The organism is Thalassoglobus polymorphus, from assembly GCF_007744255.1.
GTDB lineage: Bacteria > Planctomycetota > Planctomycetia > Planctomycetales > Planctomycetaceae > Thalassoglobus > Thalassoglobus polymorphus.
Genome location: NZ_CP036267.1, coordinates 4,245,342 through 4,266,991, shown reverse-complemented (window position 1 = coordinate 4,266,991; position 21,650 = coordinate 4,245,342). Strand labels below are relative to the sequence as shown.

Annotated in this window: 15 protein-coding genes, 1 tRNA gene and 1 other RNA gene; 14 read left to right on the top strand and 3 right to left on the bottom strand. The window is 50.2% G+C overall.

The features are described 5' to 3' along the window. Positions 1-39: 39 nt before the first annotated feature. The 5 genes from Mal48_RS15350 (at position 40) to Mal48_RS15330 (ending at position 5,302) form a co-directional block, all read left to right on the top strand. Positions 40-795 carry a YebC/PmpR family DNA-binding transcriptional regulator gene (locus Mal48_RS15350; protein ID WP_145201326.1) on the top strand — a complete coding sequence of 252 codons (756 nt, stop codon included), beginning with the start codon at positions 40-42 and terminating at the stop codon, positions 793-795. A 30-nt stretch (positions 796-825) separates the two neighbouring features. Further along, positions 826-1,806 carry a hypothetical protein gene (locus tag Mal48_RS15345; RefSeq protein ID WP_145201323.1) on the top strand — a complete coding sequence of 327 codons (981 nt, stop codon included), beginning with the start codon at positions 826-828 and terminating at the stop codon, positions 1,804-1,806. A gap of 639 nt (positions 1,807-2,445) precedes the next feature. After that, a complete protein-coding gene (locus tag Mal48_RS15340) occupies positions 2,446-2,877 on the top strand; it encodes an ArsR/SmtB family transcription factor (protein ID WP_145201320.1) in 432 nt (143 codons plus the stop codon). 147 nt (positions 2,878-3,024) lie between these two features. Then, positions 3,025-4,371, top strand: a complete 1,347-nt coding sequence (locus Mal48_RS15335) for a 3-keto-disaccharide hydrolase (RefSeq protein ID WP_231739616.1) — start codon at positions 3,025-3,027, stop codon at positions 4,369-4,371. A gap of 118 nt (positions 4,372-4,489) precedes the next feature. Further along, a complete protein-coding gene (locus Mal48_RS15330) occupies positions 4,490-5,302 on the top strand; it encodes a GGDEF domain-containing protein (protein ID WP_197441742.1) in 813 nt (270 codons plus the stop codon). Here Mal48_RS15330 and nadD read toward each other — a convergent pair. Beyond that, entirely contained in the window at positions 5,266-5,871 is a 606-nt protein-coding gene (nadD, locus tag Mal48_RS15325; protein WP_145201314.1) for a nicotinate-nucleotide adenylyltransferase, read from the bottom strand. The genes Mal48_RS15330 and nadD overlap by 37 nt on opposite strands. 478 nt (positions 5,872-6,349) lie before the next feature. After that, positions 6,350-6,823 carry a CBS domain-containing protein gene (locus Mal48_RS15320; RefSeq protein ID WP_197441741.1) on the bottom strand — a complete coding sequence of 158 codons (474 nt, stop codon included), beginning with the start codon at positions 6,821-6,823 and terminating at the stop codon, positions 6,350-6,352. A gap of 380 nt (positions 6,824-7,203) precedes the next feature. On the opposite strand from Mal48_RS15320, the gene ffs reads away from it, so the two are divergent. The 9 genes from ffs (at position 7,204) to Mal48_RS15275 (ending at position 20,319) form a co-directional block, all read left to right on the top strand. Continuing rightward, an RNA gene (gene ffs / locus Mal48_RS15315) (signal recognition particle sRNA small type) lies at positions 7,204-7,299 on the top strand. 675 nt (positions 7,300-7,974) lie between these two features. Next, complete coding sequence (locus Mal48_RS15310; RefSeq protein WP_197441740.1) at positions 7,975-8,964, top strand: PstS family phosphate ABC transporter substrate-binding protein; 990 nt, start codon at positions 7,975-7,977, stop codon at positions 8,962-8,964. A gap of 110 nt (positions 8,965-9,074) precedes the next feature. Further along, complete coding sequence (locus Mal48_RS15305; protein ID WP_145201305.1) at positions 9,075-10,412, top strand: YbaY family lipoprotein; 1,338 nt, start codon at positions 9,075-9,077, stop codon at positions 10,410-10,412. 383 nt (positions 10,413-10,795) lie between these two features. Next, a complete protein-coding gene (gene nusA / locus Mal48_RS15300; protein WP_145201302.1) occupies positions 10,796-12,343 on the top strand; it encodes a transcription termination factor NusA in 1,548 nt (515 codons plus the stop codon). A gap of 234 nt (positions 12,344-12,577) precedes the next feature. Beyond that, complete coding sequence (infB, locus tag Mal48_RS15295; RefSeq protein WP_145201299.1) at positions 12,578-15,463, top strand: translation initiation factor IF-2; 2,886 nt, start codon at positions 12,578-12,580, stop codon at positions 15,461-15,463. Positions 15,464-15,596: 133 nt separating this feature from the next. Beyond that, positions 15,597-16,028 (top strand): 30S ribosome-binding factor RbfA, encoded by a 432-nt coding sequence (rbfA, locus tag Mal48_RS15290; RefSeq protein ID WP_145201296.1) that lies wholly within the window; start codon positions 15,597-15,599, stop codon positions 16,026-16,028. Between the two features lie 235 nt (positions 16,029-16,263). After that, positions 16,264-17,154: a hypothetical protein gene (locus Mal48_RS15285; protein WP_145201292.1), complete on the top strand. Its 891-nt coding sequence runs from the start codon at positions 16,264-16,266 to the stop codon at positions 17,152-17,154. 224 nt (positions 17,155-17,378) lie between these two features. After that, positions 17,379-17,451: transfer RNA gene (locus Mal48_RS15280), tRNA-Asn, on the top strand. Positions 17,452-17,835: 384 nt separating this feature from the next. Next, complete coding sequence (locus tag Mal48_RS15275; RefSeq protein ID WP_145201289.1) at positions 17,836-20,319, top strand: N-6 DNA methylase; 2,484 nt, start codon at positions 17,836-17,838, stop codon at positions 20,317-20,319. Positions 20,320-20,327: 8 nt separating this feature from the next. Here Mal48_RS15275 and Mal48_RS15270 read toward each other — a convergent pair whose 3' ends face one another. Then, positions 20,328-21,503: a hypothetical protein gene (locus Mal48_RS15270; RefSeq protein ID WP_145201286.1), complete on the bottom strand. Its 1,176-nt coding sequence runs from the start codon at positions 21,501-21,503 to the stop codon at positions 20,328-20,330. Positions 21,504-21,650 lie beyond the last annotated feature (147 nt).

The following is a 21,650-nucleotide window of genomic DNA, read 5'->3' as shown; positions in this document are numbered from 1 at the left end:
GATTAACATCACTTTGAAAATAGAAACGAACAGATAAGCATGGCTGGACATTCCCACTGGGCGAATATCGCACACAAGAAAGGACGAATCGACAAGAAGCGCGGAGCTTTATTCGGAAAGCTGAGCCGGGCCATTATCGTCGCTGCGCGGAACGGGGGAGGAGACCCCGCAATGAACCTCGCACTTCGATATGCTCTCGACAAAGCTCGAAAAAACAGCATGCCCAAAGACAACATCGAGCGTGCTGTCAAAAAAGGCTGTGGTGACCTGGACGGTGAAGATTATCAGGAAATCGTCTACGAAGGTTACGGCGCCGGTGGAGTGGCTGTGATGGCAGAAGCACTCACGGAAAACCGAAACCGTACCGGCGGAGAGATTCGAAAAACATTCGAAGTGTATGGTTCAGGATTGGGACAAAGTGGTTGTGTTTCGTACATGTTCGAACGCAAAGGCTTCTTTTCGATTCCGGTGGAGAACATCACTTTCGACGAACTCTTTGAACTTGCTCTCGAAGCCGGAGCTGATGATGTTCAAGAAGCGGGCGACGTGTACGAAGTCACTTGTTCAATCGATGCGTTTCAATCGCTGAATGATGTGCTCGAAGCGAATAACATTGAAACGCGAGTCGCTGAGCTTTCTCAAATTCCCAACTCGACTGTCGACTTGGAGATCGAAGATGCTCGAAAAGTTCTGAAACTTCTTGAAGAGCTTGAAGCGAATGAAGACATCCAGAGTGTCACTGCGAACTTTAATATCGCTGATGATGTCATGGACGCACTCAGCGAAGAAGAGTGACCAAACTGTTGATCTCCGGAGTTGCATTCCTTGTCGATTGAATTTTATTGCCCACACTGCGAAGCCTATCTGCGCGCTCCAGAATCGAAAGCAAGGCTTTCGATTGCCTGCCCGCACTGCGGAGGGCGCTGCTGGGTTCCTCTTAAGTCAGAGCAAGAAACATTCTTCGATGAAGTCGAAGAATGGAGCGATGAAGAAGATTTCGACGAGGCTGACTACGAAGCTGATTACGAACCGACCCCAGGTCCGGCCGATGTCCCCGTCTTGGCTCCCAAGAAAAAACAGCTCCAGACAAGCTGCAAGGTCTGCGATTCTGTTTTATCCCCCAGCGAAAAAGTTTGCAAAGTTTGCAGCCATCGGGTTGGCGCACCGATTTTCGATGAACCTGCCGATGTTGATGTCGGAAGAATCCTGTCGACTTCGTGGCGACTCTATACGCGACACTTCGGGACTTGTCTCATCGTGACCGTAACAGACGCTGTTTTAACGATCGTGGCGTGTGTTCTGGCCATTTTTATTGGTGGCACAGCCGCTTTAGCAGTTGGGAATCGGCCAGGCTTGGTGGTTTTCATGTTCCTGATCGCATCGGGGCTCGGCTGGGGCATCGCGATGTCCATGTTCGCCATTGGCCATATGAGGTTTTATTTGGATTTGTGTCGAACAGATCGAGCAGATTTTCATAAATCGATGGATTTTCAAGGACCAATTGGACACATCTTTTCAGGTGGGGTTGTTTACTGGAGTTTGTTCCTATTCCTGCTTCCACCAATTTTCCTCTGGCCTTTCGGTCGGGTCGTTGTCGATCAGAATGTTTCGGGAGCTCGTGGTTTGTGGACAGCACTTAGACTCTCTGTGAAGCATTTCTCCGTCTGTTTTGTACTGGTTTTCGTGAAAATTGGGGCAATACTCATTTCAAGTCTCTTCCCGATCGGAGGAGCCATATTGATGACACCCTATTTCGCAATTCTCAACACCGTTGCATATTTGCACTTTATCGGTGAACTTGAGTAGGCATTTTGATACACTGCTGTAGTGTGATACACTCAGAATGATGCGGTGACGTCTCTTTAATTTCAGATTGAATCCTCTCACGTTTCGGAATTACCAAGATCCGATTGGACTCCCATAGGAAGTTATTGACCCGATCACCTCTGGTGCTAATAATGACTTGTGCCATGAACACTTTTCAGGTTTCATTGGGAATACAGTTTGCTCAACTGGTCCCATGACTCGAAAACACAATTTCAATGGCAGAACCAAGTTCAATAGCAATTCTCCACTAATATGGTGACACGGATTCACCTGAGCTGAGAGCCGGTCGTAAGGTATGAAACCTTGCCAAAGCTTTGTCCCGTAAAGAGTTGCGCTAAACGTTCGCAAGAAAGGCGACACTTGAATTACGAATCCCAAGATCCAGAGGCTCGTACGGAATTCACAGCCTCTGATGTTGATATGTCCTCTTCTCAGCCCGAGAAGCGAAGTTCGAAACCCGAACAACACCCTAATAAAGAACAAAGCTTAACTGCTGAACAAAATTCGATAACTGAACAAGATTCGGACTCCAGGCCGACCAGCCAGTCCGAGACAGATCCAACTTCAAGTCAGGCAGGCAGCCTGACCAACCACAGTACTCACAAACAGGATGAACCCATGATGACTCAATTTGCTGAACCGGTTGCTGAAACCCCCGTTCACCAGAATGAGGCTGATCAGGAGACGAAGTCTCCTAAAATTTCGAACGCTCTTGAAAAAGATCTCGTTCAAGTTTTCAAACTCCTCGCTGACGAAACTCGCTTGAAAATTCTCTTCCTGCTCGGACAAGAGAAAGAACTTCACGTCTCCGCCCTTTGTGAGCGTCTTGGTCAAAGTCAACCTGCAGTGAGCCATCACCTGGCTTTGCTTCGCGTCGCAGGACTGATCGACCCACGCCGAGATGGCAAACACAACTTCTACTCAATTCAACAAAACCGTTTCCACACAATCATGGGGAAACTGTTTACAACATTCACCGAAGACGGAAACGCTTCCGAATTCCGATTCGAAAACTTTGTCTTCCGACAAGATACTCCTCCAGAGGCATAACCTCTTCGAGGCTCGATAAATCAAGACCCCGCTCAATTCGATTGAGCGGGGTCTTTTTTATTTGAACTGCGGCTCACGGTCGGATTCTTTCTCGCCGGTCGCTACGATACGTGCTCGTTCAACTTGATGCCACAATGGAGTTTCTGAATGAGTTCGCTTCGCCTTTTCTTCCCGATTGCGTTGATCACATTACTGATGAGTTCCTGCGCCAAGGAACAGCCAACGCCCGAAAATGAGACATCATCCAAAGAGGCTTCGACTGCGACAAAGCAGGAAGTGCCGCCTGAACAGGAGACAAAAGCGGCACAGAAACCTGCTAAGAAGGCTCAACCGAAGAAGACTGTCGAGACGGCATCGGTTCCTTACGAAAACCCTTTAACAGCAGAACAAAAAGCTGCGGGATGGCTCAGCCTGTTTGATGGACACTCCCTCTTTGGATGGGAATCGACAGACGACGAAATCAACTGGTCTGTCAAAGATGGTGCAATCGTCGCTGACTCAGGACCGGTCGGTTCTTTAATGACGACCGTCCCATTCACGGACTATGAACTCGTTTGTGAATACCGCATGAAAACCGGCGGGAACAGCGGTCTCTTTCTGCGTTCTCAGTTCCCATCAGGAAATATCGCGACAGAATGTTACGAGGTAAATATCGCTGACGATCATCCCGATGGATATTCGACAGGGTCCTTGGTGAATCGTCAAAAAACAGAGACTGCTGTCGAAAGAAAAGAAGGTTGGAATGAGTTCCGCGTCGTAGTCGATGGTCCGAAAATCGAAGTTCAGCACAATGGTCAAGATGTGCTGAATTACACCTCTGACAACAACGTCGCAGCGACCGGCCGCGTTGGATTGCAAAAGAATTCTGGGCAAATTGAGTTTCGAAAAATCTTGCTGAAGCCGTTGAATCTCGAGTCACTCTTCAACGGGAAGGACCTCACCGGTTGGCGTGAAGTTCCAGGTTCAAAGAGTGAATTCAATGTGGAGGACGGCGAAATTCATGTCAAGAACGGAGCCGGTTTTATTGAAACGGAAGAGACCTATCAAAACTTTATCTTCCAGTCCGAAGCGATCAGCCATGCAGAAGAACTCAACAGCGGATTCTTCTTTCGAGCGATGGCAGGGACGGAAGAGAATCCTTCTAACGGCTACGAATACCAGATCCACAATGGATTCGAAGGGGACCGCAGCCAACCCAATAACGCAGGCACCGGAGCTATCTTTCGTCGGGTCGATGCACGTTACGTTGTCGCCCATGACAAAGAATGGTTCAATGCAACGTTGATCGCTTTCGGGCCACGAATCTCCTGCTGGGTTGATGGGTACCATGTCGTTGACTGGGTTGATGATCGTAAGCCAGATCCGAATCCTCGACGCGGCTTACGATTGGAAGGTGGTCACATCAGTATTCAAGGTCACGATCCAACGACAGACTTGTCATTCCGGAATCTGAAAATCGCTGAATACCCGAAACCATCACAGGGTGATGAGTAAGTCTCAGAGCGAAACCAAGACAATGAGGGATTTTTTCAGTGCTCGTGAAGACGATTCCAGCCTCCCATCCTGCCGGAATCAAACTCGTTTTCACCACCAGAGATCTCACTCTGCTGCATTGAGTTTTCTGCTCATTGTCGGGTGCCTGTTGATTCTCCAGTGGAGCAATTTAGGGTGGTCGACCGGAAAGCTCGGCCCATCAATTTTGCTCATTTTTTCTGCACTCGCTGGCTGGACGTTCAAGCAGCCCGGCGTGACATACACGATGGGAATGACATGCATGGGGATGCTTATTCTTCATGCCGTTCAAGGGGAGTTACACCAGCAGGCAATTGTCGAAACGGCTCGAGCAACATTTTCTGTTGGAGCCGTGGCACAATTGATGACCGTCGTTCGCTCTATCATTGATGATCGCGAATCGATTTCGGGGTCTGACCCGCTCACCAATTTGCTGAACTTAAAGCGATTCAAAGCTTACGTTGATTCAAGGTCAGCTTCCGATCACCCCGACAGCTCTCCCTTCGCAATCGCATTGCTCGACTGCGACCAATTTAAATCGTACAACGACACTCATGGTCATTTGTCGGGTGATCAGTACCTGATTGATATGGCGAACCGTATCGATTCTTCGCTTGTTGAGGGGGAGTTCGCTGCCCGCTGGGGCGGCGATGAATTTGCAATCTTGTACTTATCCACAAACGAAGAGTTTCTCGTTGATCGACTTCGCGCGCTTCAGCAATCTTTGGCGTCAACAAGCGAGCAAATTGAGAATTCGATGACCTGGAGCGTGGGGATAGCGATTTTTTCATCACCTGAAAATTTCTCAGCAGACGAGATGATCAACCGGGCAGACCAGGCGATGTACGCTGCGAAACGAACTGGGCGAGGGCAGATTCATGTCGTTTCAGATTCCTCGGGCGATGGCTTATAAAGCTGGTTCGCTGAGATGTAGAGTTCAACAGATCGTGGAGTCAGGTAGCGAATACTTTGGCCTGCTTCACAACGATTGCGAATTTCTGTTGCCGAGATATCAATGGCAGGCATCTCAAGAAGGCAAACCTGGCTCGGTTCAAGATACTCCGGAATTACCGCTGGCGACCGGCCTCGGTTCACCGCAACAAGTTTCGCAAGACTCAGAATCGTTTCCGGCTCGCGCCAGTTCGGAAAATCCGTCAACGAATCTGCTCCAATGAGCAGATACTTTTCGGCATCGAGATGCAGTTCCTGAATCGCCTGCAATGTCTCAAATGTGTAGCTGTGCCCTTTTCGCTTGATTTCCAGGTCGCAGAGCCGGAATCGTGGGTTCCCTGAGATTGCGAACCGCAGCATTTCCATTCTTGCTTTGGGAGGAGTCGTCGCTCTCCCCATCTTGTGCGGATTTTGAAATGCCGGAACGAACCAGACTTCGTCGAGCGAAAGTTGTTCGCAAACAGATTCTGCAAGAATCAAATGCCCCAGATGTACTGGGTCAAATGTCCCACCGTAAATGCCTAACTTCATCACATTTTTCTCATCACCTGGCATAGATCAGACCTAGAGCAGTTTGCTCTACCGTGTTCCCGTGAAGAACGCATTTCTCTAGAACCAGTCCGAAAACCACTGGAATGGTCGCTTTCCTCAACGTTTGAGAGAGCGATTTCAAGTTTCAGGATCAGCTTAGTAAATATGCTGTTCGCCACGACACAGAATCTGAACACCAATTCGAAAGATGCTCTAGATGGCTCTATGCGAATTCGCCTGTCGAACAGACATCACGACCACAGACCAGTATCGGTCAAATGATCCGAGAGCGGTATAACAGATGGTGTGGGAAAAATGGAGTAACCCTTCCGATTTGAATGGAACGTAATAGGCAGAGCGCTTCGAGTTCATTTTATGAATTCTCATCGCAACCTGCCTCGTGAAGCTCAGCGCTATTCCAAAGAGAACCATCGCTGTCACTTCACCGGCATTGAAACTCCCGAGAGTGATGGCTGCCTCAAGCGACCGGAGCTTGGCTGCGATCTCGAGTAGAGCTCAGGTACAAAATTCCGGAGTCGCTCGGTTCCACGGGGTCCATAAAGCGATGAGCTGCTTTCAGGACATCGCGACGACTGATCAGGCCAATTACACGACCTTTTTCCAAAACAGGAAGCCGTCGATATTGTGCCGACATGAACATTTGAGCAATCGTCAACAGGCCAGTGCCTGGCGAGACAGTCTCTGCGTCGGTATCAACAAATGCTTCGATCCGGTTTGTAGGAGTTCCACGTTCCGCAGCGTCCATGAGTAAGCTGATAGAGCTTTTCTCTGAGAAGACACCAAGATAGCGGCCATTTCGATCAACAACAGGAGCCCCGGAAATTTTGTTCTTCACCAACAGACTCATCACCTCAAACAGGTCTTGGTCTGGAGTCAGGCTGATGACTTTTCGTGTCATGATATCACGAGCGGTAAGCGAGTTGTGAGTCATGGGAACTCCTCTCATCAAATGCAGGGGGGAACTGAATTCTCGAATGATCCTTGCGGTAGAGCTACCGCCAGACAGGGATCGAACTCGTTTGACATGCTGGATCTGATATTACCAAATTTGAGAACCGATTCTCAAACATAACTTTGAGAAAACTTGGAAAATGTACAACTTCGAGGAAAATCGTACAAATATTGTTGAATCTGGCCTCCCCGCTGCTGTGGAGTTTCGATTTAAGAGTCCCCGCAAGATTGCTAGAACTGTTGCGAGCTCCCCGTTTCTTGTCAGCTTGCGAAAGTTTTATTGGACTAAATTATTTCCAGATCAAGGTTTGCAACTCAGCCGAGACTGCGATAAGTTACGCCCAGAGTGGGAGGTTCAGAGGCTACCTTCCTTGCGGTGAGGCATTAACGAACCAGGTCAGGCGGGAAACCGAGCAGCCTTAAGTTTTTGTTTCAGGTGCTTGGGAGGTAGTCTCTGAGCCTCCCTATTTTTTTGGCCACGTCATGCTGCGTTCACGGTCTCGATGGCTCACTCTCAGGTCCCGCTTGTCTGTTTTGCAAGAGTTTCTCCCTGCTTGCCGTCCTTAAATGAGGTGTGCTAGAAGCATCTTCCGAATTGGTTTGAAGGATCTGCCTCGTGGCAAACAGCATTTTTGCTAGCAAAAGGCGTTCTTCACGGGCACACGGTAGAGCAAGTTGCTCTAGAAGCACTTGCAGCGCTTCTGTTGTTCGCGAGGTACGTTTTGGCAAGTCCAATCGCAATTGCTCCGCTGGTTGATTTCTCGTAACGACTTGCAGCACGCACAGCTATTAAACTGTGCGAGATGTTTAACTGTGCGAAACTGTAAGCGGTTGAGGTTCATCCTCCCCGTGACGATCGGGTATTCACATCACAGTCCCCGTTTTTTGCTCACGGCTTGGCCAGTTTTGTTCTCTCTCAAAAATTGATCCAGCAAAGAAGTAGTGCGTCCTGAGACTTCCTCAAACCATGTTTCAGATTCATCTTGAGTTGATTCTGGAAACCGCGCTATACTCCGGCAGAATTGGCTGATGCGCCCAAGATCCCCAATGGATGGGGCTCTTGAAAGAACTTCGGTATCACTCTACTTCATCCATAGTGGACCGCAGTCATTGACCCAGGAGGGAACTAATATGAAGTTGCTTACAGCAAAGAGCTTGCTATGCGTGGCGGTTTTGCTATCGACCGTTTCGAACTCAATGGGGGAAGCCCCCGTCGCTCAAAGCGCGGTTGATCCGACTCTGAATTCTTATGGACGTGTTTCAGGCGTTAAGGGGAAGCTGACCCTGATTGGCTCAAACTCAATGTCGAACGTGGCTGCCATTTGGGGCGAGAGCTTTCGGCGGATGTACCCAGATGTCGAAATTGACATCCAGGTGAAGAGCTCGGAAAACGCAGTCGGTTCAGTCATCGACGGTTCAGCCAACTTCGGCCTGCTAAGTCGGACTATTGAAGAAGATGAAGTGAAAGCGTTTCACGCAAAGTTTGGTTACGTTCCCACAATCCTGACTCCGGTTCTTGAACCACAAGGAATTTTTGTCCACAAAGACAATCCCGTGAAAAGCCTGAGCCTTTCGCAGCTCGATGCGATTTTTTCGACATCCCTCAAACGGGGTGAAGCGAAAACTGCCCGGACTTGGGGCGATGTGGGTGTTGAAGGCGAATGGGCCAAAGTGGCGATCTTGCCTCAAGGCCGCTCAGCAACGACTGGTTCACAGGTCTTTTTCCAATCCGCGATTCTTGGCGGAGGAGATTTTCGACCTGACATGACTTCAAACGAATCGAATCCACAACTGATCGAAGCCATCGCTAAAGATGCGAGGAGCATCGGGTTTGCGGGCTCAACATTCGACAACCCAGATGTCAAACTTGTCCCGATCTCGTGGAGAACCGGCGAAGCACCAGTGGACGTCTACAACACTGCCTATCCGCTTGTTCGTCGCCTGCAGTTAGTTGTCAACCACAATCCTAAAACACCATTGAATCCATTGCAGATGGAGTTCATTAAGTACGTCTTCAGCAAAAGTGGTCAGCAAGACGTTGTCGTTTCAGGATTCCTACCGATCCCAGCTGGGGCTGCAAATATTTCATTGCAAGCCGTTGGCGAAAAACAACTCAACTAAAAAAGCCTTTAAGCTTTTCGCTGAAAAGTGAGACGCTGTGAAACCTTAACCAACTCAGAAGGCTTTCTTGAGAGCCAACCTCAAACAACCAGCCTGTGTGGAGCACTATAATGAAACGGATTTCATTCACGGCTGTCGTGACCAGTTGCCTAACGCTAACCTTGGTCACAGCAGCAAACGCGGTCGACAAAGCTCGAACGGGGACAACACCGACCCCATCAACGCCGTTTAATCAGTTTGACCCCGCGAACTTACCTGGGCAAGGTGGGATTAACACGTTGGGTTCCCAGAGCGATCCATTCCTGCCTCAGGATATCTATAACCCTTTTGGTCCAGCAGTTGTGACGCCCAAGGTGAACGGGATCGCCGTTCCGAACCCAAAACCTGGTGTCTACCAAAACGAGACCAGTAATCAGTCACGTGTGCGAATTCAGACACCGGGAACGAACTACGTCCCGCCGACTCAAAACCCAGTAGAAAATCGCTGGCGTTTAGGGGTTCTATCGCGAGATACTGATATTGGTGTTCAGATTCACGAAGTTCTGGCAAACTCAGCCGCAGCTCGCGCAGGGCTGGAACCCAATGATATCGTCGTTGCTGTCCATGGGTATCAGGTTGGGATTGTGAATGGCAATTTGTACGAGATGTCTCGTGAATTCGAGCGGCACGCCGATTCCAACGGCATGGTCGTGATGCTCGTTCAAGACCACCGCTCGCACTCATTGATGAATATTACTGTTCAGCTCGACTCGTCATTCTCAAAAGTCGAAGGGTCGATTGCTCTACAATCGAATCAGAAATTCCCACAGAACGGCTTGGTCGTTGTGGAACTTCAGGAAATTGTTCGTCAAGGAGCCGCTCCACTGACGATTGCTCGCAAAGAACTGAACAATTACAACGCGAACCTCCGCAGTATTCCTTTTGTGCTGGAGTATGACCCTTCTCAGATTTCCCATCGTGGGGAGTACGTGTTGTCTGCACAGGTCTTCGACAAAGGGCGGTCCGCTTTCAAAACTCTTCAAACCTACACTGTAAACAATCAAGGCTACGGAGATGGTCGCCCTGTCGCGATGAGACTCGAAACAGTCCGTCCTGAGTACGACACTCCGACGCAAATCGATCAGGACGCTCAAATTGCGACCATTGTTAAGTGGTTCAACGAGTACCTGGGACGACCGCCTTCAGATCGAGAGTTGACAGTCTGGTTGGATGCCTTGCAGCGGGGATACACCCTGAAACAGGTTCAACTGGAACTTTTGGGGCACAATCAGTTTTTCAACCGCTGCGGTCGTGACAAAGTGACTTACATCACTCAAATTCATCGATACCTCGTTGGTCGTGACCCTAGTCCTGCCGAACAGGATTACTGGCTCGGTCGATACGACGCTCAAGGTGGAATTCGACGTGAGCTGGCTCGCGAGTTTCAGGACGCAGTCGGAATTCGCTAATTCAGCGTTTTTTTTAGTGAAATAGAGCAAAGCGGAAGAAGGAGGCCCTTCTTCCGCTTTTCCTTATGAATACAGCATTTGTGGTGATCTGAAGGTCAACGATTGTTGACTTTCGAGGGCTGGAGACATATCTTGTCTCACTGAAGTTAAGAATTACGTCGGAATTAATCGTTCCTAGCCGGGAGTCCCCGGTGAAGATGAGAGGCTGCCCATGTAGGCATTGGCGTTCACAACGACCGGTGCTCGGCATCTGTAAGTGATTGCGATCGTTGCAATGACTTATCGAGGGCATAGCGTCTCTGGTGGATCACGGCGAGTGGGACATTTGTCCAAAGTGGACGAACGCCCACTCTTTTTTTTCATCCTGATGGCAGCAACCGAGCATGAATGGCACTGAGGTCCTACGTATAGTCGACGCCATCCATCGTGATAAGAGCATCGAGAAAGAAATTGTTTTTACCGGCATTGAGGCCGCGATCTTGTCGGCTGCGCGGAAGCACTACGGCGAAGAATGCGAAATCGCCGTCCATATCGACCGGAAGACTGGTGAAGTCTCCGCTGAGATAGACCAAACACCGCTCGACTCTGACGAGCTCGGCCAGCTTCTTGGGCGCATTGCAGCCCAAACAGCGAAGCAGGTGATGATCCAGAAGATACGCGAAGCGGAACGTGATTCCGTTTACGATGAATATCTGGAATTGCGATCTCACCTTGTCAATGGAGCTGTCACTCGAAGCGACCATGGTGTGACTTCCGTCAACCTTGGTAAGATTGAAGCTATTCTCCCCAAGAGTGAGCAGATTCCTGGTGAATCACACCGCGTAGGAGATCGGGTTCGAGCTGTCGTTCTCGATGTCCGTAAAGCCGGGAGTCGGGTAAAAGTCGTAATGTCCCGAACGCATCCAGATCTGGTCCGTCGACTCTTTGAGGTCGAAATCCCAGAGGTCTCCGATCGAGTGATTGAAGTTCGCTCGCTTGCACGAGAAGCTGGTTATCGTTCGAAAGTTGCAGTCTCCTGCTACGACACGAATATTGATGCCGTTGGGGCTTGCGTTGGAGTGCGTGGTTCGCGTATCAAAACGATCGTCGACGAACTCGATGGAGAGCGTATTGACATCGTTCGCTGGAACGACTCACTGCAGGTTCTCATACCGAATGCCATGCAACCGGCAGAGGTTGAGGACGTGATCTTGTGTCCAATGCTCGGCCGAGTGATTGTACTCGTCCGGGACGACCAGCTTTCACTGGCCATTGGTAAAAAAGGTCAGAATGTTCGACTCGCATCGAAACTGGTCGGCTGGGACATTGAAGTCATGACTCAAGACGAGTTGGACGAACAACTCGAACGGTCCGTTGCCGCTTTCTGCCAAATTCAAGGGATCACAGATGATCTCGCAGAGTCACTGGTCTCGCAAGGATTCTTCAGCTTTGATGATCTGTCCGTGATTGAACCTGACCACCTGCAAGAGCTGAGTGGTTACAGTGCGGAAGAGTGTGACAGAATCGTCGAGCAGGCCGAGCGAGAAGCCGAGAGAGAGGAACACGAAACAGAGCGGCGAAAGATGCTCGAACGCGAAGCTCGCCGTGTCGAAAAAGAGGCAGCCGCCCTGGACGCAATGACGGGAACGTCGCTTCCAGAGGATGCAGCCCAGAAAACGCCTCAGGCAGAAACCGAATCAAAACCTGAAGAAGCGAAAGCTGAAGAAACACAAGAGGCGAAGCCGGAAGACGCTGAAGTTGCAGCAGAAGAAGTTGCAGCCTCAGCCAATTCGACTGAAGAGAAGACTGAAGAAAACGCAGATATGCAGGCCTCTGCCGATCACGTCGCTGTCAACAGTGCAGCTGAAGGTGATGCACCTAAAGACGATGTCGTTGCAGACTCCGGGGCAGAAGACCAGCAAGACAAGTTACAGCCGGAGAGTGAGTCGTAAATCAGCACACTGCATTCAGTGAACTCCCGGAATGAACGGGAGTCTCGAATTCAGTGATTGACTGATCAGCCCTAACATTTCATCAGCCCTGACAATAGTATTCAAATCGTAGTGATAAACACGGTTTACGATCCTTTGTTCAGGTTTTGTTAGAGCAAAATCACAAAGCTAGCAAATTACAGAGCACAGTTGGCCAATTCAGGCCGAGTTTTAAAATTTCACGGGGGGTGTCGATTGAAGATCCGTATCTTCGCACTTGCGAAGGAGCTGGGGCTCGACAGCAAAGAACTGATTCAGCATTGCAATGACGCCGGTTTGTCGGTCAAGAATTCTGCATTGGCGAGTATTTCGCCTGCTGAACGCGATCTTGTATTGGACCATCTGAAAAGACTGAAGTCCGGGACGGTCGCTCCGACTACTGAACCGGAAGTTGATATCTCTGCACCTGTTCGTGAAGACGCTTCTGGCGTCACTCGTCAAATTCGAGATTTAGCGGGAGGCGGCCCTTTAGCTTCTAAAGTTGAACAGCGACGCGCACCACGCAAAGAAAAAGCCGTGGAGGCGAAAGAGGAACCTCTTGTCGCCGAAACCCAAGATGCAACTCCGCTCGAGGAATCCGCTCCAGAGGAAGTTGTAGAAACTTCGAGTGAGCAACAAGAAGAGAGCGTCGAGACCACACCACCAGAAGTTGAAGAGGTTCCATCCGGAATGCCCCAAGTTGTAGAGGCTCCTTCAGAAATTGAAGTTGAGCCAGCCATCGCTGAGCATGTCGAGCCGGCGACTCCCGCCGAGCCACCAGTTGCTTCAGCAGAAGAATCAGACGAGTCCGAATCTGAGCCTGAACCCGAACCGACTGAGAAACAGGTCGATCCTGGAACTCCGGCAATGAGCCGGTCTGACTACATCGATCCAACAGGCGGATCGTCAACCGGTTCCGGGATGCGCGAAATGCGTCCCCAAGGATCGATGCGACATCGTCAGCCGCGAAAAGACAAGAAGAAAGGTCCTGCTCTGCCAGCCCTTGCTTCCACTCCGAACTACAAGCCGCCAACTCCCAAGAAAAAAGAAGAAGGCCCTGTCTTAAAACCAGACGTGGCTCTGACTGGCGATGTTCTCAAAAAGAATAAGCTTGCGGATATTCTTAAAAAGAACCGTGACGATACGCGTAAAAAGTCTGAGGAAGAATCTGGTGATGCCCGACGCGGCAAATCTGGTTCGAGAGGTCTCAGCCTTGAAGAAGCTCGAAAAAGCCGTCGTTCGAAACGGAAACGGAGAGGCGGTGACGAAGATGATCACGTCATTGTCAAAACCAATAAGCGTAGTCGCCGAAACAGCCCCATTGAACGGAAGACCGAAGCGGTTGTCATGTCGCCAATGACGGTCCGGTCATTGTCAGAAGCGATGGGGCGGCCAGCTCGTGATTTAATCACCGTCATGTTCAAGCATGGCGAAATGGTGACAATCAATGATCCACTCGAAGATGAAATGGCTTTAGAGATTGCCATGGAACTCGGTGTCGATCTGGAAATTGAACACGAAGCAGATTTCGAAGATACGCTCATGGATCGACTCGACCGTCGGGATGAAGACTTCGACGTCGAATTGGTTCAACGTCCGCCGATTATCACTGTTCTGGGACACGTTGACCACGGAAAAACAACTCTCGTCGACCGAATTCGGACTACAAATGTTGTGGACTCCGAAGCAGGTGGAATTACTCAGCACATTGCGGCTTATCAAGTTGCCCATAATGGAAGCAAATTGACATTCGTTGATACTCCCGGTCACGCAGCTTTTGGTGAAATGCGTGCTCGTGGAGCAAACGTCACGGACATGATTGTCCTTGTCGTTGCAGCAAATGATGGTGTCATGCCACAAACCGTGGAATGTATCAGCCATGCCAAGGCAGCTGGTGTGCCGATCATTGTCGCACTCAACAAGTGTGACCTTCCGGACATCAACGAACAGAAAGTTCTCACAGATCTCTCCCAACACGGCATTCTCCCATCAGAATGGGGAGGCGATGTCGAAGTGATCCGCGTCTCCGCACTGACCGGAACCGGAGTGGACGATCTTCTTGAAACTCTCTTGCTGACAGCTGAGCTTCAGGAATACAAGACTGCTGAAGACATCCCCGCAGAGGGAGCTTGTCTCGAATCGTTTATGGACGAAGGACGAGGCCCAATTGCGTGGTCGATCGTTCGACGTGGAGTCCTCAAGATTGGCGACATTGTCAGTTGTGGACAAGCATATGGCCGTGTTCGTGCAATGTACGACGATAAAGACCAGGAACTCACAGTTGCCGGTCCGTCGACTCCTGTTCGAATCGCAGGTTTGAGCACAGTCCCAAATGCCGGTTCACGTTTTTTCGTCATGGACGATATCGATGAAGCCCGCGAAATTGCTGAAACACGCGAAGATCGAGGGCGAGCAGCCGTTTTGGCAACTCGTGGTGGACCAATGTCTCTGGAGACGTTCTTCGCTCATCGCGATGGATCGATTCAGGATCTCCCTCTCATTTTGAAGGCAGATACACCAGGTTCAATTGAAGCCATTCGCCATGAGTTGGAAAAATTCGAACACGATGAAGTCAAACTGAAGATCCTTCATGAAGGTGTCGGTGGCGTCAACGAAAGTGATGTCTACCTTGCAGCCTCATCAGGGGCGATCATCATCGCGTTTCATGTGATTGCGGAAGACCGTGCAGAAGCACTTGCTTCCCAAGAAGGCGTACAGATCCGTCGCTACAAGATCATCTACAATGTGACCGATGATATTCGACAGGCGATGGAAGGGATGCTCAAGCCAGAGCGGGTCGAAGTGCAAACCGGCCGTGCCCTGGTCCTGCGGACCTTCTCGATCAGCCGAACTGGTACAGTTGCCGGTTGCCGTGTCTTGAACGGAACGATCGACAGGAATAACCGTGTTCATGTCATTCGAGACCAGACAATCTTGAACAACTATGGAATTGCATCTCTGAAACGAGAAAAGGATGATGCCAAAGAGGTTCGAGAAGGCTTCGAGTGCGGTATTCGACTGGATGGTTTCAACGACGTCAAAGAAGGTGATTTGCTTGAGGCGTATCGTATTGAAGAGAGAAAACGAAGCTTGGATGAGTAAGACCGATCAAGTAGATGTTCGTCTGGCTATGACTTCTGACTGATGTCGAGAGTCAAAACCAGACAATTTCTACAACAGTCCGTATCGCTCATCTTAACTCTCTCATTTTTCCTTCAACTCCTGATTGACACCAATGAAATCTCGTAGAACTGCAAAAGTTGCTGAGGCGATTCGACAGGTTGTCAGTTCTGCAATCGTGATTGAGCTGCGAGACCCTCGCGTCAAAAATGTGACCGTTCTACACGTTGAAGTCCCTTCAGATCTCCGAACTGCAAAAATTTACATCAGCATACTCGGTGATGAAAAAGCGGAACGACTTACGCTCCAAGGACTCAATGCTGCCCGTGGATGGCTGCAATCGAAAATTGCAGACCAGCTTCAATTACGACTGACTCCCATCCTGAGCTTTGTCTCCGATCAGGGAATCAAGAAGAGCATCGAAGTTTCAAAGAAGTTAAGAGAGATCTACAACGAAGATCTGGACCCCGACGGTGAAGCTCTCATTTCCGAGGAGGATGACGAAGAGACTTCCCAGGATGAGCTTGAACAAGAGTCAACTGACTGATCGTCTTGACGACTCTTTTCAACCAACCTCCTGTTGATTCGAACTTGGCATAAGCACAGAAGTGATTCACAGACCCACGGAGCGGTTCACAATACTTGCAGAATATCATTTTTGCTGAGACCATTTTATCTATCCGAAAGCCGATGAAACGCGCGATCCTCTCCATCCCTGAGAGGTCAAACTTAAGCTAACGGATCAGTTCCTGAAAATTCGACCCAAGAATCGGGAGGCATCCATGCCTGCCAGCAATTCGCTGAAAGCTGCTGAGAAACAAAAAATCTGCAAAAAACTGGTTACGGAGTTGAAGAAGCATTACAAAGGCTCTCCTCCAAAGCAGGAACGGTCCGTCTTTGAAACACTGCTGTTTTCAGCATGTCTTGAAGATTCAAGCTACGAACAAGCGGAAGCAGCCTACGCCAGACTGCTGGACGGGTTTTTCGATCTCAATGAAATCCGAGTCAGCTCAGTTCTTGAAATCGAGGAAGTCCTCGGGGACATCAACGACGCAAACTGGAAGGCACTGCGAATCCGTGAAGTTTTGCAATATGTCTTCGAAACATATTACGCCTTCGATATTGAAGTGCTGAAACGCAAAACGCAAGAGGCTGCAAATAAAGAGCTCATGTCGATCTCGCACCTCTCGACGTTCATGCGCGACTACACCGTTCAGAACGCACTAGGCGCTCATGTTTTGCCGATCGACGAGACGATGGCCCAGGTCCTGAAATGGCTTGCTCTGGCCGCTCCCGTCGACACTGAGGAACAAGCAGCCGATGCCATTAAAGCGGGCTTGAAAAAAACTGAAGGCCAGCAGTTTTGCTACCTGTTGAAATGTGCCGCAACTGATCCCAAGCTCCAACCGGGTTTCGAGTTGTACAAAGAAATCGACGAACAAATTTCACCACTCGACGCCGGAAAAAGACTCGCCGAACTCATCAAAAACCCAGTGAAGAAAAAGGCACCAAAGAAACCGACGACCAAGGTCAGCAAGAAAAAACCTTCCAAGAAAACTTCATCACGATCTGCTGCCTCTGAAAAGAAAACATCCACCAAATCCTCAGCCAAAAAAGTGGTGAAAAAGAAGAAGCCAGCCAAGAAGAAAACCACTTCAAAGAAAAAGAAGTAGCCACTGAGACATTCTCGAATTGGTGGTCAGTTTCCTAATCGTGACACTCTGACTTTGCAGGAAAAATGCTCCTCAACAAGCAAACTCTTCCAGCAACGACTGCAAAATATGCCGATTCAGATCATAAGTCCGACCTCAATTTGCAGAACTCAGAACCGAGAGTAAGAAAGTCACAATAGTAGGGTTGCAAGCCTCTCCTCATTCTCCTAAATTTTCGCACACCTTCCCCGATAGCTCAATTGGTAGAGCGCCGGACTGTTAATCCGTAGGTTCGAGGTTCGAGTCCTCGTCGGGGAGCTCGTTTTCTTTCTGCGGAAAGAAGGCACAATCCAGTTAACGCCCGGCGTCGAAATTTCGGCAGCCGGGCGTTTTTGCGTTTCCGCCTTTCACGCAAGGCTTTGCGTCGGATCGAGTCGCTCACCGCGACTCTTCGTTTCGAGAGAGACCAACCGAGGTCCGAGAGGAACCCTCAAGGTCCCTTCCGCACCCCGGAATCTCGCGCCAAAACTCTCTGAGTCTCTGGTTAACAGGAGTCTCGGAGTTAACAACCCGGTCCCTTTCGGACCCCGATTTAACCAGCAAACTTTGGGGTGCGTGTGCAACGCTCTGAGTATTCCAGCGGACTTGACTTTCTCGTCTTCACTGTACACTCTGCGACTGGTCCAGACAAAAGGAGGCCACGTGACAGTGCAGACCACGAATCAGCTCAACGACCAGCTATTGAGACTCGCGCAGCACATTGCGGGGATAGATACTGCAATCCTTGAGTCTTGGAAATCACGAATTGACTTGTGCTATGGCGCAATGGATGGGCAGCGAGCCGTAACCTTCGCTGGGTTGGAACAGGTTGACGCGCATTCCGCTGTCATCGCGATGGAATCCCTGTTCTTCCTCCAAACGAACCTTATCGCGCTCTCTGCCTTTCATCGAACCCCCGACGCATTCCTTCGAGAAGTGAGCGGATTGACGAATGAACGTCTTCGCCACTTTCTGGTGGAGCTCGAAGATGGAACACTCTTCAAAAATCTTGGCGTATCTGGATTCGGTTCCGGCTGCAAATTCGACTGGCTATTCGATGCCTCGAGTTCATTGTGCGATCTACTAAAAGAAATCATTGTCAGTGTGTCACTTCGATGGGACGAACACAACCTCCTACTGGAAGGGGATGATCCATTTCAGGCACTCCAACATCAGCTCTTTCCGGCCAATCTCTGTCACGTCACCGGCCAGTTCTTTACGCCCGAGTGGCTTGCCGAACTTCTCTTGCTCGATGCCGGGTGGAACCCCTCTCAGACCCTTGTCGACCCGTTCTGTGGTTCTGGTGTCTTCATAGTCAAAGCATTACGTCAAGCAGTCGACAATCAGGCGAGTATCGACGAAATACTGCCTCGCATTTTGGGTGTCGAATTGAATCCCATCACTGCAGCCGCATGCAGAGCAAACATCGCGCTGTTTCTCGCACAACATGCGTCGGAGGCCAAGTATTGCATAAACATCCTGGCTGCGGATTCCGTGTTACCGAGTGCTTTGGATGCGGACCGCGCGAACTGCCTATGGGCTGCCCCCCTTGCCGTTGACGGAATCACAACAACCTTTGAATCTCCATACGACGACATTGCACTCTACTCCGCTCATGCGTATGCAAATGCCGCCGGGCTTAACTTGTCGCATTGGATATCGCCTCCAACCTCACACGGGAATACGTCTGGCCAACTCGCTGCACTCACTAGGCGTGAAGCAGATCAAATACTCACGTGCAACATTCTCCCTGCCGATGTGCTGGTGACTAATCCGCCGTGGGTCGGTTGGGAGTACATGTCTCGCCCATACCGCGAGATCACCGCCCCAGCTTGGAAGCGATACGACCTGTTTAATTCAAAGGGTCTTGAGGCTTCATTCCTGAAGGAAGACTTATCCAATTTGGCCATCGTGACAGCATGGGACCGTTATTTGCGATTGGGAGGAAGCAGTGCTGTTGTTATTCGCCCATCCACAATGCACTCCGAAGTGGCGTCAAGCACTGTGAGGCGACTGACAATAACCGATGGCGGAATCCCGCTGAAACTCAAGTCAATCCGTACTTTTCCAGGAATTAGTGTCTTCGAGTCTGCAAAAACAAACACGGCCGCATGGATTCTTGAAAAAGGCGAGCCAACCGAGTTCCCCGTTGCAGTGCTGGAAATGCAGAAACGCGATCGGCGGCGTTGGAGCCCCGAGTCTTCGTCCTCACTTCTTGAAGTTCGATCCAAGACAACGGAGATCGACCGTCTGGCAAAGCCTACCACAGCGGATTCCAAATCGAGATGGATGATCGCATCACGCGAAGACATGACAGCAATGAAAAGGCTCGCAGGGGAGAACGAGCTGCAGCCCAGAATGGGAGTCTTTACGGGGGGGGCAAACGCCGTCTTCTACATGCAAGAATTGGAGCAACTAAACGGACTCTCTCTTTGTGAAAACATTGTTGAACGGGCAAAACGAAAAGTTGAGCAGGTTCAAGTGAAACTTGAAACGGATTCGCTCCGCCCCGTAGTCCGTGGACGAGATCTGAAAATGTGGGAGTACTCGTCTGAAGTTGGACTGCTGTTTCCGCACGATCAATCAACCGGGATGTATCCGTTGGACGAGCAAGAGCTTTCCTCTCGCTATCCGCAGGCGCACAAGTACCTTCGCTCTATGAAGAAAGTTCTCTCAAACCGAAAGGGCTTTGCTGGGTGGGAAAAAAACTTGCTGAACAAGTACTTCTACACATTGCAGCGTGTCGGTCCCTACACATTTGCTCCCTACAAGGTTTGTTGGCGATACATCGCTAGCGAGTTCATTGTGTGCGTTGTGGATACGTCGGATGACGGCAGGCTGGCGATACCGAACGATAAAGTTATGTTTGTGCCATTCGAATCGCGGGACGAGGCTTTCTTCGTGGCAGGAGTACTTTCTGCTTCATTGGCAAGGCGATATGTCAACTCACTGATTGAAAGCCGTCAAATATCAACAAAGGTTATTAAGACGTTGCAAGTGCCTGTGTTTGATAAGGCACAGGAGGCGCACTGCAATATCAGCCGACTTTGTCGCGAGGGCCATGAGATTCTTCGGGAGTCTTCATCAGCCTGCGTTGCCGGTCTGCGAGAAGCCGTCGACGAGCTCGTCGAGCAGCTTTACGAATAGTCGCTTCGTTAAACCAAAACCGCGGCCTCGCCTGCCAGTACCGATTTGAGCTGGGCGGGGGAGTCTGCGCCATGTAACACTTGAATGCCATCAGCCACATAGGCAGCCTTAATGGCTATTACGTCTTCCGCAGAGTAAAAGTCAGAAAAGTTAACAGCTTGTATCTGTAGTAAACCCATTAAGTGCAAGCGCAGTGGCAATTTGTAGAGTGTCTTGAGCTGAATGAAATGGTCGAAGTTGTGAATCAGTTTATTGATGGTGTCGGGCTTGTTCTCGCTGAATCCGACGCCGTCCACCAATCCCCAGAGTTCGATCGGTCGTTCAGGGTGTGCGTCGTTCCACGCCTTTACACGCTGCTTGATTGCGACGGTTTCGTTGCTCTTGTCGACACCATATTGACCAGGGTCAGAAGTATGTATCAGTGACTGGCACAGAATGCGAGGTTTGTTTTGTTGTGTGATCACCAGGTCGAATGCATGAGTATGGCCGGCAACTCGGTCGTTGAACTCCATCGTGTCTAAGTCAATATGTGGGTCATTGGCACCCATCGGATTCGTGGCACGATTGTCAGGTACAATCTCTGCTCCGGTTTCCGAGGCTACGCGTGCTAAAGCCGCTTCGCATCCGTGGCCCCGCCGCTTGGCAGCCTTTTGTTGTATTTCTTTGGGCGCAATCAATCGTTCGAATATCAATTCCATCAAAGATCGCTTCGCTACACTAAATCCGACCGCAGCCTGCTGGAGGCCCTTGCCAAGCAAGTAGGTTGCAATCATCGTTGAGGCAACTGAGGCGACCTCTTTTCCTTGCCTTCCGTTAAGCAGTCTTGTGAAGAAAGTCATCGGGTGGCGTGCAAGGGTCCAAGGGTAGCAGCCACACAGACCTGAGTCCTGTGTTGGGTGTGGCGTGCGGCTGGCGAGGTACGAGAGCTCAAGATATGCACGTTTGTTGCTGACGCCGAGAAACTGCCGAATGTTGTCGAATAAATCTGAGTCTTGCCGGAGTCGCGATGCAACAAATGCAATTGCGGCCGATTCGGTGGTCTGCTCAGCAAGCCCACGAAAGAAAGATTCGAGGCTTTCCAGATCGACGCTTAGGTCGATTTCGCCCGCAATTGGAAGTTCTTCTTGGGTAGATACATTGTACCAGTACTCATCTTCGGGTGTTGCGTATGCGCTGCTGGTCATGTGTTGCATATCCTAAACGGTCACGCACGTGGCACATGTGTCTCTCGACCGCGGGCGGACAGGTTTCGACTCGGCTTTTCTTTGAATCGTAGCATCGAAGCCGGCGAAGCAACAGTGCCGCGGTCGTCAGCGAGTCTGGTTGAGGCA

Coding starts and splice junctions, on each gene's coding strand:
- Mal48_RS15350 (WP_145201326.1), top strand. CDS start 40: ATGGCTGGACATTCCCACTGGGCGAATATCGCACACAAGAAAGGACGA.
- Mal48_RS15340 (WP_145201320.1), top strand. CDS start 2,446: ATGATGACTCAATTTGCTGAACCGGTTGCTGAAACCCCCGTTCACCAG.
- Mal48_RS15335 (WP_231739616.1), top strand. CDS start 3,025: ATGAGTTCGCTTCGCCTTTTCTTCCCGATTGCGTTGATCACATTACTG.
- nadD (WP_145201314.1), bottom strand. CDS start 5,871: ATGAAGTTAGGCATTTACGGTGGGACATTTGACCCAGTACATCTGGGG.
- Mal48_RS15320 (WP_197441741.1), bottom strand. CDS start 6,823: ATGACTCACAACTCGCTTACCGCTCGTGATATCATGACACGAAAAGTC.
- Mal48_RS15310 (WP_197441740.1), top strand. CDS start 7,975: ATGAAGTTGCTTACAGCAAAGAGCTTGCTATGCGTGGCGGTTTTGCTA.
- Mal48_RS15305 (WP_145201305.1), top strand. CDS start 9,075: ATGAAACGGATTTCATTCACGGCTGTCGTGACCAGTTGCCTAACGCTA.
- nusA (WP_145201302.1), top strand. CDS start 10,796: ATGAATGGCACTGAGGTCCTACGTATAGTCGACGCCATCCATCGTGAT.
- rbfA (WP_145201296.1), top strand. CDS start 15,597: ATGAAATCTCGTAGAACTGCAAAAGTTGCTGAGGCGATTCGACAGGTT.
- Mal48_RS15285 (WP_145201292.1), top strand. CDS start 16,264: ATGCCTGCCAGCAATTCGCTGAAAGCTGCTGAGAAACAAAAAATCTGC.
- Mal48_RS15270 (WP_145201286.1), bottom strand. CDS start 21,503: ATGACCAGCAGCGCATACGCAACACCCGAAGATGAGTACTGGTACAAT.